This window comes from Paenibacillus artemisiicola, assembly GCF_017652985.1.
Taxonomy (GTDB): domain Bacteria; phylum Bacillota; class Bacilli; order Paenibacillales; family Paenibacillaceae; genus Paenibacillus_Z; species Paenibacillus_Z artemisiicola.
The window spans coordinates 566,819-581,130 of the sequence record NZ_JAGGDJ010000002.1 but is presented as its reverse complement, the minus strand read 5'-3'; the positions used below and the strand labels follow the sequence as shown (position 1 = coordinate 581,130).

Annotated in this window: 10 protein-coding genes; 4 read left to right on the top strand and 6 right to left on the bottom strand. The window is 56.5% G+C overall.

The genetic code is table 11. From position 1 onward, the window contains the following. Nucleotides 1–22: 22 nt before the first annotated feature. Nucleotides 23–679 (bottom strand): RraA family protein, encoded by a 657-nt coding sequence (locus I8J29_RS05750; RefSeq protein WP_208846694.1) that lies wholly within the window; start codon nt 677–679, stop codon nt 23–25. A 611-nt stretch (nt 680–1,290) separates the two neighbouring features. On the opposite strand from I8J29_RS05750, the gene I8J29_RS05745 reads away from it, so the two are divergent. The 4 genes from I8J29_RS05745 (at nt 1,291) to I8J29_RS05730 (ending at nt 6,418) form a co-directional block, all read left to right on the top strand. Further along, nucleotides 1,291–3,048 (top strand): extracellular solute-binding protein, encoded by a 1,758-nt coding sequence (locus I8J29_RS05745; protein ID WP_208846693.1) that lies wholly within the window; start codon nt 1,291–1,293, stop codon nt 3,046–3,048. Nucleotides 3,049–3,147: 99 nt separating this feature from the next. Beyond that, entirely contained in the window at nt 3,148–4,113 is a 966-nt protein-coding gene (locus I8J29_RS05740) for an ABC transporter permease (RefSeq protein WP_208846692.1), read from the top strand. Between the two features lie 12 nt (nt 4,114–4,125). Then, on the top strand, nt 4,126–5,010 hold the full coding sequence (locus tag I8J29_RS05735) for a carbohydrate ABC transporter permease (RefSeq protein WP_208846691.1): 885 nt from the start codon (nt 4,126–4,128) through the stop codon (nt 5,008–5,010). Between the two features lie 28 nt (nt 5,011–5,038). Continuing rightward, on the top strand, nt 5,039–6,418 hold the full coding sequence (locus I8J29_RS05730) for a GH39 family glycosyl hydrolase (RefSeq protein WP_208846690.1): 1,380 nt from the start codon (nt 5,039–5,041) through the stop codon (nt 6,416–6,418). Between the two features lie 358 nt (nt 6,419–6,776). On the opposite strand, the gene I8J29_RS05725 is transcribed toward I8J29_RS05730, so the two are convergent. The 5 genes from I8J29_RS05725 to I8J29_RS05705 form a co-directional block, all read right to left on the bottom strand. After that, a complete protein-coding gene (locus I8J29_RS05725; protein WP_208846689.1) occupies nt 6,777–9,818 on the bottom strand; it encodes a DUF4082 domain-containing protein in 3,042 nt (1,013 codons plus the stop codon). 351 nt (nt 9,819–10,169) lie between these two features. Further along, complete coding sequence (locus I8J29_RS05720) at nt 10,170–11,810, bottom strand: glycoside hydrolase family 5 protein (protein WP_208846688.1); 1,641 nt, start codon at nt 11,808–11,810, stop codon at nt 10,170–10,172. A gap of 312 nt (nt 11,811–12,122) precedes the next feature. Beyond that, nucleotides 12,123–12,647 (bottom strand): DUF3231 family protein, encoded by a 525-nt coding sequence (locus I8J29_RS05715; RefSeq protein ID WP_208846687.1) that lies wholly within the window; start codon nt 12,645–12,647, stop codon nt 12,123–12,125. 57 nt (nt 12,648–12,704) lie between these two features. Beyond that, nucleotides 12,705–13,049: a DUF2512 family protein gene (locus I8J29_RS05710; RefSeq protein ID WP_208846686.1), complete on the bottom strand. Its 345-nt coding sequence runs from the start codon at nt 13,047–13,049 to the stop codon at nt 12,705–12,707. Nucleotides 13,050–13,288: 239 nt separating this feature from the next. Next, nucleotides 13,289–14,143, bottom strand: a complete 855-nt coding sequence (locus tag I8J29_RS05705) for a manganese catalase family protein (protein WP_208846685.1) — start codon at nt 14,141–14,143, stop codon at nt 13,289–13,291. Nucleotides 14,144–14,312: the final 169 nt, after the last annotated feature.

Here is a 14,312-nt window from a genome sequence, read left to right as displayed (position 1 = left end):
ATTCCCTCTCCATTCCTGCGGATTATAGGACACCGTATTTATCGTACACTTCGCGCAGTAACTTGCCTTCGAGCAATTCCCGCCGCGTATTGTTCTCGCTCTCGACCTTCCCGAGCGCTTGTTCCACCGTCGTCTCGAACACTTCCTTCGGAATAACGGCCACGCCGTCGATATCCGCGAAGATCACGTCGCCGGGCTTCACGATCACGCCGCCCGCGTCGACCGGGCAGTCATAGTCGATGACCATTCCCCTGCCCTTCGAATCCACCGGTTTAAAGCCGGTCGAGAAGACGGGGAACGCAAGTTCCAATATCTTTCTCGTATCCCGAACCAAACCGTCAATGACCGCTCCGTTTGCGCCGCGCATTTTCGAAGCCGTCGACAGCAGCTCGCCCCACAACCCGTTCCGCTTCGATTGGTTCGTGGCGCCGACAACGACTTCGCCGGGCCGGATGCTGTCGATGGCTTCGATTTCTTTGTCGTAGCAGTTGTCGTGCGCGTAGAAGGTGTCGACGGCGTGAATCGTCTTCGCCCTGCCAACCAGGATGTCGCCGGTTCTGAGCGGCCGAATATTCTCGGCCATGGCCTGATTGCGATAGCCAAGCGCGTCGAGCGTATCGCAGATCACGCCGGTGTAGAGATTGTTCCTCATCAGTTCAAACAACTGCGCATCCTGCATGTGAGCTTCCTCCTCGAATTAGGTGCTTGTGCCGCCATCCCCGGCAAGTCCCTCATGAAGCGCTATCGCAAGCGGGGATAACATAAGACTCGGAAGTATTCCAATTAGCCTACCGCGCAAAACGGTCGACGCCGGCGATGGTCGCGATGCGTTCGCTGATTGAAGAATGCCGTCCTCACATGAGACTGCGGAGCGAGCGTCTGCTGCAAGCCGTAGTAATAAGCCCTGCTTATAGCATCGGCCATGCTTCAGCTTTCCGCAACCTCTCTACCGTTTCAATTTCAATATATTTCCCCTCCCCATCAAAGTCAACCATAAAATTCAATATATAAAACGTCGTTCGTAAAAATTTCGAACCCTTTCCTCCTGTGTGACGAAGGATAAAAAAGGGAAAAAGAAAACTTCCGCGTCTTGCTTCCAATTTCATTAAAATCGCCATAAATCGCGAAAAATCGACTTGTATAATGAAATAAAACTCGAAGAACAACGACTTTCAATGAATGAATCCACCAGTTTACAAATTCCAAAAATCATGTTGACAGTTCCTATAGCCGTCCATTAAATTCTATATGTGGAACGTCGTTCAAATAAGTTGAATGAGGGGGATACCAATGGGAAAGAAGACAATGCTTGCTGCGCTATTGCTGACATCTTCCGTCCTGATCAGCGCTTGTTCCGGTAACAACAATGGCAACGGCGGCAACAAAGCCGCGAACGGCCCGTCCGCTGCGCCGGCCAACGGCTCGGCGAACGGCGCTTCGCCGGAGGGAACGTCACCGCCTGGCTCCGATCTTCCGCTCTACACGATCAAGGTTTTCGCCGACCCCAACTTTGCTACGTACGGCATCACGAAGAGCGATCAAACCGTGATCGGCAAGGTCATCAAGGATAAATTCAACATTGTCTTCGAGTACATTACTTCCTCCAACACGGCGAAGGAACAACTCAATCTCATGCTCGCCGGCGGGGATTACCCCGAGATCATGCGAATCGAAGATCAAGACCTCCTCGCAAAGTACATCGACTCCAAGGCCTTGGTTCCGCTCGACCCCTACATCGAGAACGCGCCGAATTTCCAGAAGCTATTTAAAGACGCCATTCCGTATTGGAAGTTCGAATCGGGCGACGGCAAAATCTACAACTACAGCATGAACCTCCCGCAGGACATGATCGGCTTCCCGGAGCATAACGACATCTACGTCCGCACCGACCTCCTCGAGCAGCAAGGCTACCCGAAACTGCTCAGCACCGATGATTACGTCGAATTCTTCAAGAAGGCCAAAGAAATGAACCCGACGACGAACGGCCAGACTACGATGGGCATGGTCGCGCCGTTCGCCGAGCCGTGGGGCATGGCGGGCATCGCGCCGGTTATGTACGAGAAAGGCGGCAAGTACGTTCAGATCGCGAACAACGCCGTCATCTGGTCGCCGACGGAGGATAAGTTCGTCGATATGCTGAAGGACGACTACGCCGTCGGATCGTTCAAATTCTTGAACAAAATGTACGTCAACGGCCTGCTCGACCCCGACAGCTTCACCGACAAGACGGACCAGGTCAATCAGAAGCTGGCTACCGGCGCGCCGATGGCCTCTTGGTACATCAGCAACTGGCAGGCGAACGCCGGGCAGGTCGCGGCCGGTCATCCGGAGCTGCAGTACATCGTGCTGCCGATTCAATTGCCGGCGCAGATCGCGAGCGGCGAGAAGCGCCTCAAAATGACGCAGGCGACGCGCCCCTTCGACATGGTCGTCATCACGAAGAACGCCAAGGATCCGAAGCGCCTGTTCGACCTGATCGAGTGGGCATCGTCCAACGAAGGCCAGCTGCTTCTGCAATCCGGCATCGAAGGCGTGCACTACACGATGGAGAATGGCAAACGGGTGCCGACGGACGAATACATGAAGAACCATAACGATCCCGCTTGGAGCTACAAACAAGGCTTCGGCGCGGGCGCTCCGCTTCCGAGCGCTCTGATCGCCGCGCCGGACGGCGAACCTTACGCGCTTTCGAAGGTCACGATGGTCAAGGAAGCGGGAATGGACGCGCGGGTCAAGGATACGTACACGAAGCTGGGCTGGACGGACTCCGAGCAATGGTGGCGCGAGAATTCCACGGAAGCGATCGTCGGTACGGCGCAAAGCATCTTCATGGATCCGAATTCCGAAGAGGGCCGTCTGGAGCAGCGCCTCGTCGAAGTGCGCGTGCGGAATACGCCGAAGCTGATCATGGCCAAGAACGACGCCGAATTCGACAAAATCTATCAGGACGTGCTGAAGGAATACGAGGCGCTCAAACCCGAAACGATCGTCGACCTCTACAATGAGCGCTACAAAGCCGCGAAGGCCGATCTGGAAGCCGCGAAGTAACCAGCCTCTCCCATTCAGCCGAAAGCAAGCAAGAGCAAGGGAATGCCTTGATTCTGCATCCGGGCATTCTCTTGCTCGACCTAAGAAAGGAGCCGAACGATGGCCATCGCGGAGACTGCCAAGATCAACAGTTCGCCCGACATCGCCCCCACCCGAAAGTTCTTGAACAAGCTGTACCGTCAGCGCTACCTGTTCATGATGCTCGCGCCGGCCGTGCTGCTGGTATTCACCTTCAGTTATTTGACGCTCGGCGGCTGGGTGATCGCCTTCAAGCAGTACCAAATCGGACAGAGCATGTGGAGCGCGGACTGGGCAGGCTGGTACCATTTCAAGTCCTTCCTGCTGGAAAGTCCCGACTTTGTCCGCCTGCTCGAGAACACCCTCTCGATGAACGTCATGATGCTGGTCGTGAATCTGGCGGCGGCGATGATCTTCGCCATCCTGCTCAACGAAGTGAAGTCCCGGAAATTCGCCAGAGTCGTGCAAACGCTCTCCTTCTTCCCGTTCTTCATCTCTTGGGTCATCGTGTACTCCATCATGAGCGCGCTGATGGCCGTATCCAGCGGCGCAATCAATGTGTCGTTGATCAAATGGGGCCTTCTCGAGCAGGGGCTTAACATTCTCGGCGATCCCAAATTCTCGTGGTGGCTGGTGGTCGCCTTAAGTTTATGGAAGTCGATCGGATATAACGGCGTCATTTTCATCGCGGCGATCGCCTCGATCTCGTCGGAGCAGTATGAAGCGGCCGACATCGACGGCGCCAGCCGGTTTCAGAAGATCATCTACATCACGCTGCCGAACCTCCTCCCTACTCTGATCGTGCTGCTGATCATGAATAGCGGATGGATTCTCAACTCCAACTTCGACATGTACTACCTGTTCTCGAACGCGACCAATTACGAACGCATGGAAGTGTTGGACATCTATATTTACAATTACGGCATCAAGCTGACCAACTACTCCTATGCGACCGCCGTCGGCATCATGAAGTCCGCGGTCAGTATCGCGCTGCTTCTCTTCGTCAACGCCATGGCCAAACGAATCAATGACAAGTCGATCATGTAAGGAGGAGGATCCATGAGGAAAAGCAGCAGCGCAAGCGGCCTTGCATTCGATTGCCTCAACGTCATTATCATGCTTGCCATCGTTGTCGCGACCGTGTATCCCTTTTTGTACATTTTGAGCTATTCCTTCAGTACGGCGAGTAAGATGACAGGCGGCCTGATGCTCTTCCCGGAGGGCTTCAATCTGGATTCCTACCGGATCGCGCTCGGGAACCCCGCTATTGTGAAAAGCGCCGTCGTATCCGTGGAACGAACGATCCTCGGTCCGCTCGTCATGATCGTCGTCACCTCCATGGCCGCCTACTGCATCACGCGGGACGAACTCATCGGCGTCCGGTACATACGCCGTTTCTTTGTTTTCACCATGTATTTCTCCAGCGGCCTTATCCCGTCTTATATGCTGATCAAGAATTTGGGCATGATCGGATCGTTCTGGGTGTACATCATTCCGTCCGCGGTCAACGTGTTCAGCATGATTCTGATCAAGACCTATATCGAATCGGTGCCGAAAAGCATGGAGGAAGCCGCCATCGTCGATGGCGCTAACGATTTCAAGCTTTATTGGCAGGTCGTCTTTCCGGTATGCACGCCCGTCATCGCCGCGGTCGTCCTCTTCAGCGCGGTAGAACAGTGGAACTCCTTCGTCGACACGCAAATCTACAACACCATGTATCCGAAGCTGTACACGCTTCAATACGTGCTCTATCAAACGCTGTCGGGCGCTTCCTCGTTGAGCCAGATCAAATCGCAGGCGATTACGGGCACGCAGTCCTTCGTCTCGCCGCAGACGCTGAAGATGGCCATTACGATCATTACGGTCGTGCCGATTATGTTCGTCTATCCGTTTCTGCAAAAGCATTTTACGAAAGGCCTGCTGATCGGCTCCGTCAAGGGCTGAAGCAAGCCGCAAAAAAGGAGATGGGCTCATGCTGACAAAACGCTTCTATTCCATGCCGCGTTCCGTCGTCCGTGTCGATGCGCAATCGCCCGAGGGACCTTACGAATGGTGGCGGCATACGATCAGCCACGGCGGCATCAACAGCCATCCGCTTCCAGAGCGGGTCGTCCAAGGCGCGAAGAAATTAAAGCCGCGGCTGCTCCGCACGTTCATCCAGGAATATTTCGCGATTTACCCCGAACACGGCCGTTTCGACTGGACCAAGCTCGACCCGTATATGGATTCCCTAGCGGCGACCGGCGCCAAGGTCGTAGCCGCGGTCACCATCAAGCCGAAGCCGTTGTATCCGGCCGTCAATCAGTACGAAGTCATGCCGAACGACATCGCCGAGTGGCAGCAGGTCATTCGCGCGCTCGTCAACCGGTATTCCGTCGAAAAACAGATCGTGACCTACTGGGAGATCGGGAACGAAGGCGATATCGGCGAAGACGGCGGATGCCCGTATTTCTTCCGCAACCCGGACGATTACAATGAATATTACCGGTTTACGTCCGAAGCGATTCTGGATGCGTTTCCCGAAGCGGTCATCGGTGGGCCGGCGCTCGCCAATCCGGACCATGCCATGATGAAGTCGTTCATCGACTACTGCGCGGCCGGGAATGCACCGCTTGATTTTATCTCTTGGCACGTCTATAATCGCGACCCGCAGGTGCACCGGGCGTACACGAACAAATTTCGCGGCTATTTGGAACAATCCGGGATCGTTCCGCTTCCGGAGATGCTCGTAACCGAGTATAGTACGAGCTTCGATACGGTTCACGTGGAAGAGCTGGCCTACGCGCCGGAGCGCGCTTCGATGATCGCGGCGGGCATTATGGCCATGATGGACGCCGGCCTCGATTATTCGTTCTACTACCACGTCTGGGACCAGGTCAATTACGTCCATGAATTCGAGCCGTTCTACGAGCACGTGAACAAGATCATGACGCGGCATTGGAACGAAACTCCGCACCGCTTCGGCATGTTCGGCGTCCATACCGAAGTCCGGCCGCATTACTTCGTCTATCAGATGCTCAGTCGGATGGGCGACGAGAAGCTTGCCGCGTCATCGGACCGGGACGACCTGCTGATCCATGCCGTTCGAAGCCAGGGCCGAATCGCCGCGCTGCTGGTCAATTACGGCATCGAATCGGCCGAAGACCGGATCGTAAAGCTGGCGTTTGCGAACCTGGCGCCCGGCCGCCGGATGATCCGCGTGTACCGGATTGACGAGAAGCGAAGCTGGTCCGCCGAATCGCTGGAGCTGCTGCCCGTCGAGCAGCGCGAGGTCGATACGGCCGCCGCTTTTTTCTGCGAAGTCTACAGCCCCGCATACAGCGTGACGATGTTTACGTTCGAGGACTTGTAACCGGGCCGGTTTAGAAAAATCGGAACCTCTCCCTAAGTTGATGGTTGAATTGATCATGCCGCATTCAACGAGGTCGCCAGCGCTTTCTGGCCGACCTCGTTTTTTTAGGGTCGTTAGCATTCGCACAGCCGGTTGGCGGACTATCGCCCCCGCGACTCCCCCTTTCTTCCCCCTATCGCCTCTTTATCCGCGGCGCGGCTTTTGGACGCAAATGCTCCCCTTCAAGCGCGATCGACAACCGCTCTATTTGAAGGGGAGCACATGCGACCGGAGGTGCCGCTTGCGATCCCGCGAGAAGACTGCCGGGTTCAACCGGCAGTCGGGCAGGCGAAGCAGCGCGTCGCTTCATTCGAGTGCATCATTGCTTGACGATTCGATAGAGATGGACGCCATAGCCCGCGAAGCTGTCCGCAAAGGCGCCGTTCTTGACGGCGAGGCTGCGGTTCTCGCCGATGACCTCGACGGTCTTGCCGTAAGGCACATGAATCGTAGCCTTCGTGTCTTCGCTGCTCGCGCCGGACGCGAATACGTACAGGTCCCCGTTGTGTTCCTTTGCGACCGAATCGATCCGAGCCGCCGAATTGGCCGCTGTAACGGATACGCCTTGGGCGATGCTACCGCTGTTGATAACGGGAGCGAGACTGCGGATTTGCCGGTTCAGCTTGGCAAGCGCCGCCTTCATGGTCTCGTCTTGGAGCGGCGTTGCCTCGATGAAGGTCGGATTGAACGAGTGCGTGAAATATTCCAAACCCGAGGCTCCTTGAATGATCGCCATCCATACTTCGGATCGTACCTGCTCCGGGGTAGGCGTATGACCTTCCACCCCGTTGTAATTAGAGGTCTCGATTACGGTCCAGACGGGTTTCCGGCCTTCCGTCCACGTCTTCAAGTTACTCACGCCTTCAGCGACCAGATGGAGCTTGCCCGCGACCGGCGCATCCGTCGAATTGACCGGATAGATGTCGAAGGATACGATGTCGGCGCCCTTCGCGTATTCCGGATACAGCTCCTGCTTGCCGGTATCCGTGCCGCGCCCGTACCAATCCTTCCACGCCACGCCTTGACCGAGATTCAGGAACACGGGTCGGGTTGGATCCGCCGCCTTCCACCGGTTGTAGTTCTGCACGACCGCGTCCGGCTGAATGGGCGGACCGTAGCCGCCGCTGCCGTCCGACTGCGCGTTGTCGGGTTCGTCAGACTGCATCCACGCATAGATCATCGAATCCGGCCAGAATTTGCGATCCGTTGCATCCTGCCCGAGAATCAGCTTCATATGCGCGGCGTCATATAAGCGATAATTGGCATCGGTCAGCCCGGAAGAAGGTCCCACGTACATGTTGATGCCGATATTTCGATAAGCCATCGCGTTGCTCGCGCTCTGCTGCCAGACGCCGACCGGATAGAAGTTCGGCTGGCCGACATCGGGATCCACCACGCTGTACAACAGGGAGACGGCCTTTGCCGTGGTGAGCTTCTGATTCGCACCCAGCCTGTCGCCGGAGACCGGCTTCAGATAGCCGCCTGCCAACGCGGCGTTGACGTATTTTCGATTGTCTGGCTTCACCTGTTTGGCATCCTTGTAGTTGTCGAGCTTGTTGACGGCAACGCCGGTATCGAGATTGGCGATTCGGGCAACGAGAACCGCGCCGTCCTCGATGGTCAACGGTTTGCCGGCGGGATAACCGAAGTCGCTCAAGCGAAGTGCTTCCCCGTCGCCGAGCTGCAGCGCGCGGTTCGCGAGTGCCGCGAATTCGCTTGCGGTCATGATCTCGTCCGGACGGATCGTGGCATCCGGATGACCGACGAGGAAACCGCGGTTGATCCAATCGGCCAGCATGCTTTCCTCCGGCCGCCCCTTGATATCGCCGAAGACCAAGCTGTCGAACCTGGCCTGTACCGCGGCCTGGTCGGCATACCCGGCAGCAGGCCGCTTCCGGATCATTTCCCGGGTAACCGCCTTTCTCTGCGTCTCGCTCAGCTTGTCGAAGAAGCCCAAAGCCAGCTGCAAATCGGGCGAGAGAAGCGCATCCTCCATCGCTTCCGGCACCGCCGCCCAATTCACGTATTTCAATGCCTTGGTCATCGATTGCCGCCGAACGTCCGCGATCGCGGTATCAAGCGCGGCTTGCGCGTCGGCCCGGGAAACGAAGCCTGTTTCGGGACGCTTCGCGAGAAGCAGCTCGACTGCCTGCACCTTCTGAACCACGGTCAGCCTCTCGTAGTCGGACAAGTCGAGGTGTAAATCTTGAATCGCGCCAAGCGCCTCGATCGTGTCCTTAACCCGGTTGAAGCGTTGGATCCCCTGAGGAATCGAGGCGTTCGGCTGGAACGTGATATCCCTTAAATAATTGCCTCCGCCGAAGGAATCCTTCGGCATCGCGCCGACAGCGGTCGAGAACACGCCCGCATTCGCCGGATAAGCGAGATGGCTTCCATTGGAGCCGGCTTTGCTCAGACCGCCCGGAACGACGGGATAATACTTGGCGTCGTCGCTGCCCGTGGACACGGCTGCCGTATAGGTGACGCCCGCTTGAATGCTCAATCGCTCCGGAAGCTCGAAGGCGACCCAGTCGTTGTTGCCCGCGAAGGCGAAGGTATACGGACCGGCGAGCAGCTTTCCATCGTCCGTCGACCAGATCCGAACCGTGTGGTCGCCCGTCTCGCCTTTCACCCCGAACACGTTGACGGCGGTGATCCAGCCCGCTGCGTCGGAGGAGAACTTCACGCCGAGCTCGTACGGAATGGCGTCCGTAGTCGGTTCCGGGCTTTGGCTCTTCCCGAACAGCGTCTCCGCCTCCGCCGCCTTCGGCACGAAGACGACGTCGCGGAAATAATTGGCGTCGCCGAAGGACGTAGAAGGCATTTGTCCCAGTTTGGTCGTGAATAGACCGCTCCCTTTATACGTAATGAGATTGCCATTGATGATCGGCTTGGAGAAACCGCCGCTTTCATGGGAATAGTACTTGTCTTCGCCATTCGAGACCGCGACGATATAATCCGTATCGCCGGCCGCCTCTACCGGCTTCGGCAGCTCGAATACCTTCCAGCCCGCCGTCCCGGCTTCGAAGGTCCATTCATAAGGGCCTCCGACCACGGCCGTCTCTTCCGCGTTCCAAATCCGGACGGTGTGCGTCCCGCCTTCGCTCGCCGATGCGTAAAGCCGAACCTTGGTAATGAGGCCGTCTACCTCCGCGGCGAACCGCGTTCCCAGTTCATAGCGCGTATCGCTGTCGGAGCCGGTCGGCGTCTGGACGGTGAAGATGGTCTGCTCTTCGCTCTGTCCGCTTGCCGCCGCATGAATCGGCTTGCCTCCCGTTGTGACCAGCGCCGTCAACATCGCAAAAACGACCAGCGCGGCGATCTGCCGGTATTGCTGTTTCATCCTTTGCATCGTTTGCATCGTTTCGCCTCCGATTAATTGTAATGAAGACTTACGCTCGGTTCACCTCCAATATTGAACAGCGTTTTATTAGTAAAATCATCCGCTTCTGAAGCCGATAATAAATCACGCGCGGATAGGTGTCAACGAATAAAAACCCTGCAATTTCGACGCCATTCCCCGGCATTTTCCGCGTAATTCGAGTTGACTTTCAAAAGAGGTTACTAGTGCGATGCATATTTTGAACGGTGTTTAAAATAGGCGCCTTTCCGACTTACCATGCCGCTATTCCAAGGCGTATACGCGAACGGCAAAAAAGGCCGCGGGGCGCTCCCGCGGCCGATCTTTGGAATATCTGGACGACGCAATCGCTCACTGAGCGTCCGCGCCGGTCGTGCGGCGCACGATATCGGCCCAGCCTTCGTGCCGGCGGCAGTTCCGCAGCAGGAACGACTGCATCATGCCGTCGATCTCCGCCTCGCTCAGCGCGGAGAATTGACGGGCGAACGGAATCTGCAGCTGAACCGGCGCGATGCATTCGCTCAGGCGGAACAGAACCGTTCGGTTCAGCTCCTCGGCCGAGGCGCTCCCGTCCAGGCCGCCAATCGTTTGATGGATATGGTTGCCGAGCTTGCGGCACAAGGCGATCCAATCGTTCTCGTCCGCATGGTCCGCGAACGGATTACAATGCAGCGCGTCGATCGCGCGGCTGACCGGAGCGGTGCGCCTCACCCACTCCGATGCCGGATCGACATGGACGATGCCGGTTTTGCCCAGGTCCTTGTAGATGCCGAACGTCCAGGAATCGCCCTGCTCCTCGGCGATCGAGAGCGTATCCTCCAGAAAACGCATCCGCGATGCTTGCGAGACCGAAGCGGGAAACGTGACGCTCGTCTCGCCGAACCAGTTGGGCACGCCATGCTTGCGCATGAACGCGCTCCGCTCGATATATTCCCGTTTCAGCGCTTCGCGGTCCCAGTATCGGCCTGAATGCGGATCCGTCCCGGGATATTCCGTATTTCCCATCCCGCAGGCGGAGTAGTAATGCATGCTGTACACCGCATTCTCGTCAAAAGGCGGATCAAGCTCGTCGAAGCGGGTCGCATAGCCGTCGCCTTCGATAAACACGATATGCCGCTCGTCCACCTCGCGGATAGCCCGAACCGCCTCGAGATAGAACCGGTTCAACTGGCTGATATGCGGCGGAATCGGCTCGTTCAGCAGATCGTAACCGGCAATGGCCGGCTCGTCCCGGTATCGGCGGGCGATCTCCCGCCATAATGCGGATGCGCGGTCCCGGTGGGATTGGTGGTCCCAGAAGGCGGCGTGCCCGGTTATGGTGTCCGAGTGGAAGTTCGGATTTTGCCCGCCCTGCGCGGCATGCATATCCAGGATCACGTAAATGCCGTTGTCGCGCGCCCAACCGACGGCTTGGTCCAGCCATGCAAACCCCTCGGGCAAATAGCCGTAGGGCGCCTCGTCCGATTCGAAATGCCGATAGTTGAACGGAATGCGCACCAGATTGCAGCCCAGGCTCCGGATGAAGCGAAAATCGTCCGCTTGAATGAAATGGTTCAAGAAGCTTGTGAAGAAATGCTCCGCGCGCTCTGCGCCCAGCACGCTTACGAGCGCCTGACGCACGCCCGTTTCATGCCCCGGCATGCCGAGAATGAAATTTTCCCAATTCAGCCAGCTCGCGAACGAAAATCCGCGCAGACGCACTTCGCGGCCGCGGCCGTCGACGATTCTTCGTCCCTCAACCTTCAGAAAGTCCATCGTTGCTCTCCTCCAACCGTAAGTGAATGAACGTGTTTGGGAAGCGCCTTCATTTTCGGCCGTCCCTTTGTTCGCGTTCCCCGGGGTTGACGCATCCGCGCCGGCCTTATTGCCTTCATTTTCGTTGCCGGCCGCGTTGACGCCGTTCCCGTTCGGCGTGCAGCCCGCCAACGAGCCGGTCAGCAGCACTGCCGCCGCCGCGAGGGCAAGCTGAATTTTCCGCGTGTTGACTACCATCCTGACACTCTCTCTGCTTGTGCTTATATTATAGCATCGGAATCGGTATCCCGGCGATATCGCGATCGGTCTGCCGCGACGTTGAGATTACGCAGGATAAATTCCTGTGTTATTTTCGCTTCCGAGCAGTTAACGCCAGTCGTACGAATGCCGCGCGCGGACGTTCCGCGGCGCGAACAAGCGGCGGGATGCAAAAAAAGCCCTGACCCAACCGGGACAGGGCAAGCCGTAGAACATAGCGTGATTGCGTTGCTGAGCTTTTTGTCTAAAATGGACACGCCATCTGCTCGAAACAGGCTAACGCCAGTCCGTTTAGGCGTTTACCTCTACCGTTTCCGGCTTATTTAATACCAAGGGCGGAGGGATCAGCCAGCCTTTTTCTTTGCTCAACCTCAATATTTTAAGCCCGGTCGCTGCTTTTGCGTCATGATATTTTTTGAAGAGCGCCGCGAGATCTTCCCGGACAGACTTTCCAATGGTCTGGCTGCATGCGACCAACCCGGCAGCTATATCTACGGATACCATTGGCGCGATTTCCTGGTCAGTAAACCGTGCGCCTGCCGGAATATCCTCTACGTTCGCTTTCGGACGGTCAGGAAACGTCGGTGACGGAACAATGCCATTCTTGATTAAAATCGTATCGAGTTCGCTCGCTTCCAACTCGGCCTGATCAATGACGTCATCCAGGATTTTTCGCAAATCCTTGTCCCCGCAATGATTTTTAAGCAAACGATAGGAGGAGATGCAGCCTTTGGCAGCCGTGGAAGCCGACCATATGTCAAAGACCTCTCCATAATGCAATGGCTCATGCTTGGGATTACCGCTTAAAATGCCCATCGGCTCACTCCTTTTCATAGTAGACGAAGAATTCAAGTTTTCCTATACATCGTTCTTTTATCGTGTTGGCCGGACCTCCAAATCGGATTGCAGCACATACCGATGAATAAACCACTCCGCGATGCCTAAGACGACCGCGATGATTAGGATTTCCCCGACGCTCAGACTCCAATTAAAGGAATCCGCCGCAAGCCATAGAAGAACGTAAGCCAATATGGCATCCGCGATCGTTGCTACCGGGTTGTTCGTCATCCGTAAAATCAGCTGATCGCCCACGAAATAAGCAATGATCGTAATGACGGTAGCGGTCACAATGGCATACCACAGCGAGGCGTGGGCGTAATACATCAACGACGCGACCATGATCGCGCCGTTAACGATCCATTTAAGTACGAACTTCATGCTATTCCCCCCAACAGAATCCGCGCTCTTACTTGCGCACATGCTATAACGTTTGTTGAACGCGAAGGAGCTATACTTGCCAGCTTCAGACAATCAATCTGGGCTGACCATCCATTGCAACCAGGAATTCGACTCCCGCTTCAAATGAATCCAAACCATTGCTTGATGCCATCAACGGATATTCCGCCAAACGCAAAAAACCCGAGATCCTCTCTCGGGCCCGTTCGCCATACGATTCGTTAGTTCATCATGTCCACCAAGCCCGGGCTATGCTCGTTCGGCATATCCGGGAGCTGCGGCACCGGGAATCCGGCGGGCGGCGGCGTAACCGTGAAGGCCTCGCCGTTGCGGCTTGGCGACTTGCCGTAGAGCACTTCGCCGATTCGGGTATCGTCCAGCCGGAAATTGAACTGCACGTTGTGGTACCCCATATCCACGAATTTACGGCATTCCGGGTACTTGTTAATATCGTAATTCGGTACCGGGAAGAGCTTTCCCCATTCGACGCCCAGTGCCTCGAGCGCTTTGGCGAACGCGTTCTGATGGGCATTGTCGCGGACGATCAGGAAGCCGAGCGTTTCGCGGAAGGCCTTATTGCTGCTCATTTCATAGATTCTGGTCTTCTGCAGGACGCCCGTCGATTCCAAAACCACGTTGTTCAGCATATCGGCGATCAGATTCCCGTGGCTGTAGACCCAGGAACCGTTCCACGGATTGCCGCCGGCATCCACCGGAAGCGAGCTCTTCGCCCCCATGATGAAATGATGCGGATTCGCGTGCTTGATCGCTTCGTTCAGCGGCGCCGCATCCGCGGCTTCATTGCCCGGCATCGAACCGCCCGCTTCGTTCAACAGCTGGTTGATCGTGTTCTGGACAAGCTCGACATGCGCGATTTCTTCCAGGAACACGCCGCGGAGCAAGTCGCGGAACGGCTTGTCTTTCCCGCGGAAATTAGAGCTTTGGAAAAAGTACTGCATCATCGTCCGCATCTCGCCGAATTGGCCGCCCAGCGTCTCCTGCAGCACCTTTGCCGCCGCGGGATCGGGTTGGTCGACTTCGATCTTGTTGATTAATTCCTCTTTGTAGTAATACATGCGCAGCGCTCCTTATTCGGTATCGTCAGCCACCATTACAATCTCCTGGCGGCTTCTCCCCTATTCGGCATACCGGCGAGTTTTTTGGCCCGCGCGACGGATAATTCCTACTAAATAGAGAGACATTATATCCGTTTCATGCGCGGTCGATGAAGTCGAACGGCTGCCG

Bases quoted from the DNA above. Each gene is read 5' to 3' on its own strand.
- I8J29_RS05750 (WP_208846694.1), bottom strand. From the start codon at position 679: ATGCAGGATGCGCAGTTGTTTGAACTGATGAGGAACAATCTCTACACC.
- I8J29_RS05745 (WP_208846693.1), top strand. From the start codon at position 1,291: ATGGGAAAGAAGACAATGCTTGCTGCGCTATTGCTGACATCTTCCGTC.
- I8J29_RS05740 (WP_208846692.1), top strand. From the start codon at position 3,148: ATGGCCATCGCGGAGACTGCCAAGATCAACAGTTCGCCCGACATCGCC.
- I8J29_RS05735 (WP_208846691.1), top strand. From the start codon at position 4,126: ATGAGGAAAAGCAGCAGCGCAAGCGGCCTTGCATTCGATTGCCTCAAC.
- I8J29_RS05730 (WP_208846690.1), top strand. From the start codon at position 5,039: ATGCTGACAAAACGCTTCTATTCCATGCCGCGTTCCGTCGTCCGTGTC.
- I8J29_RS05725 (WP_208846689.1), bottom strand. From the start codon at position 9,818: ATGCAAACGATGCAAAGGATGAAACAGCAATACCGGCAGATCGCCGCG.
- I8J29_RS05720 (WP_208846688.1), bottom strand. From the start codon at position 11,810: ATGGTAGTCAACACGCGGAAAATTCAGCTTGCCCTCGCGGCGGCGGCA.
- I8J29_RS05715 (WP_208846687.1), bottom strand. From the start codon at position 12,647: ATGGGCATTTTAAGCGGTAATCCCAAGCATGAGCCATTGCATTATGGA.
- I8J29_RS05710 (WP_208846686.1), bottom strand. From the start codon at position 13,049: ATGAAGTTCGTACTTAAATGGATCGTTAACGGCGCGATCATGGTCGCG.
- I8J29_RS05705 (WP_208846685.1), bottom strand. From the start codon at position 14,143: ATGTATTACTACAAAGAGGAATTAATCAACAAGATCGAAGTCGACCAA.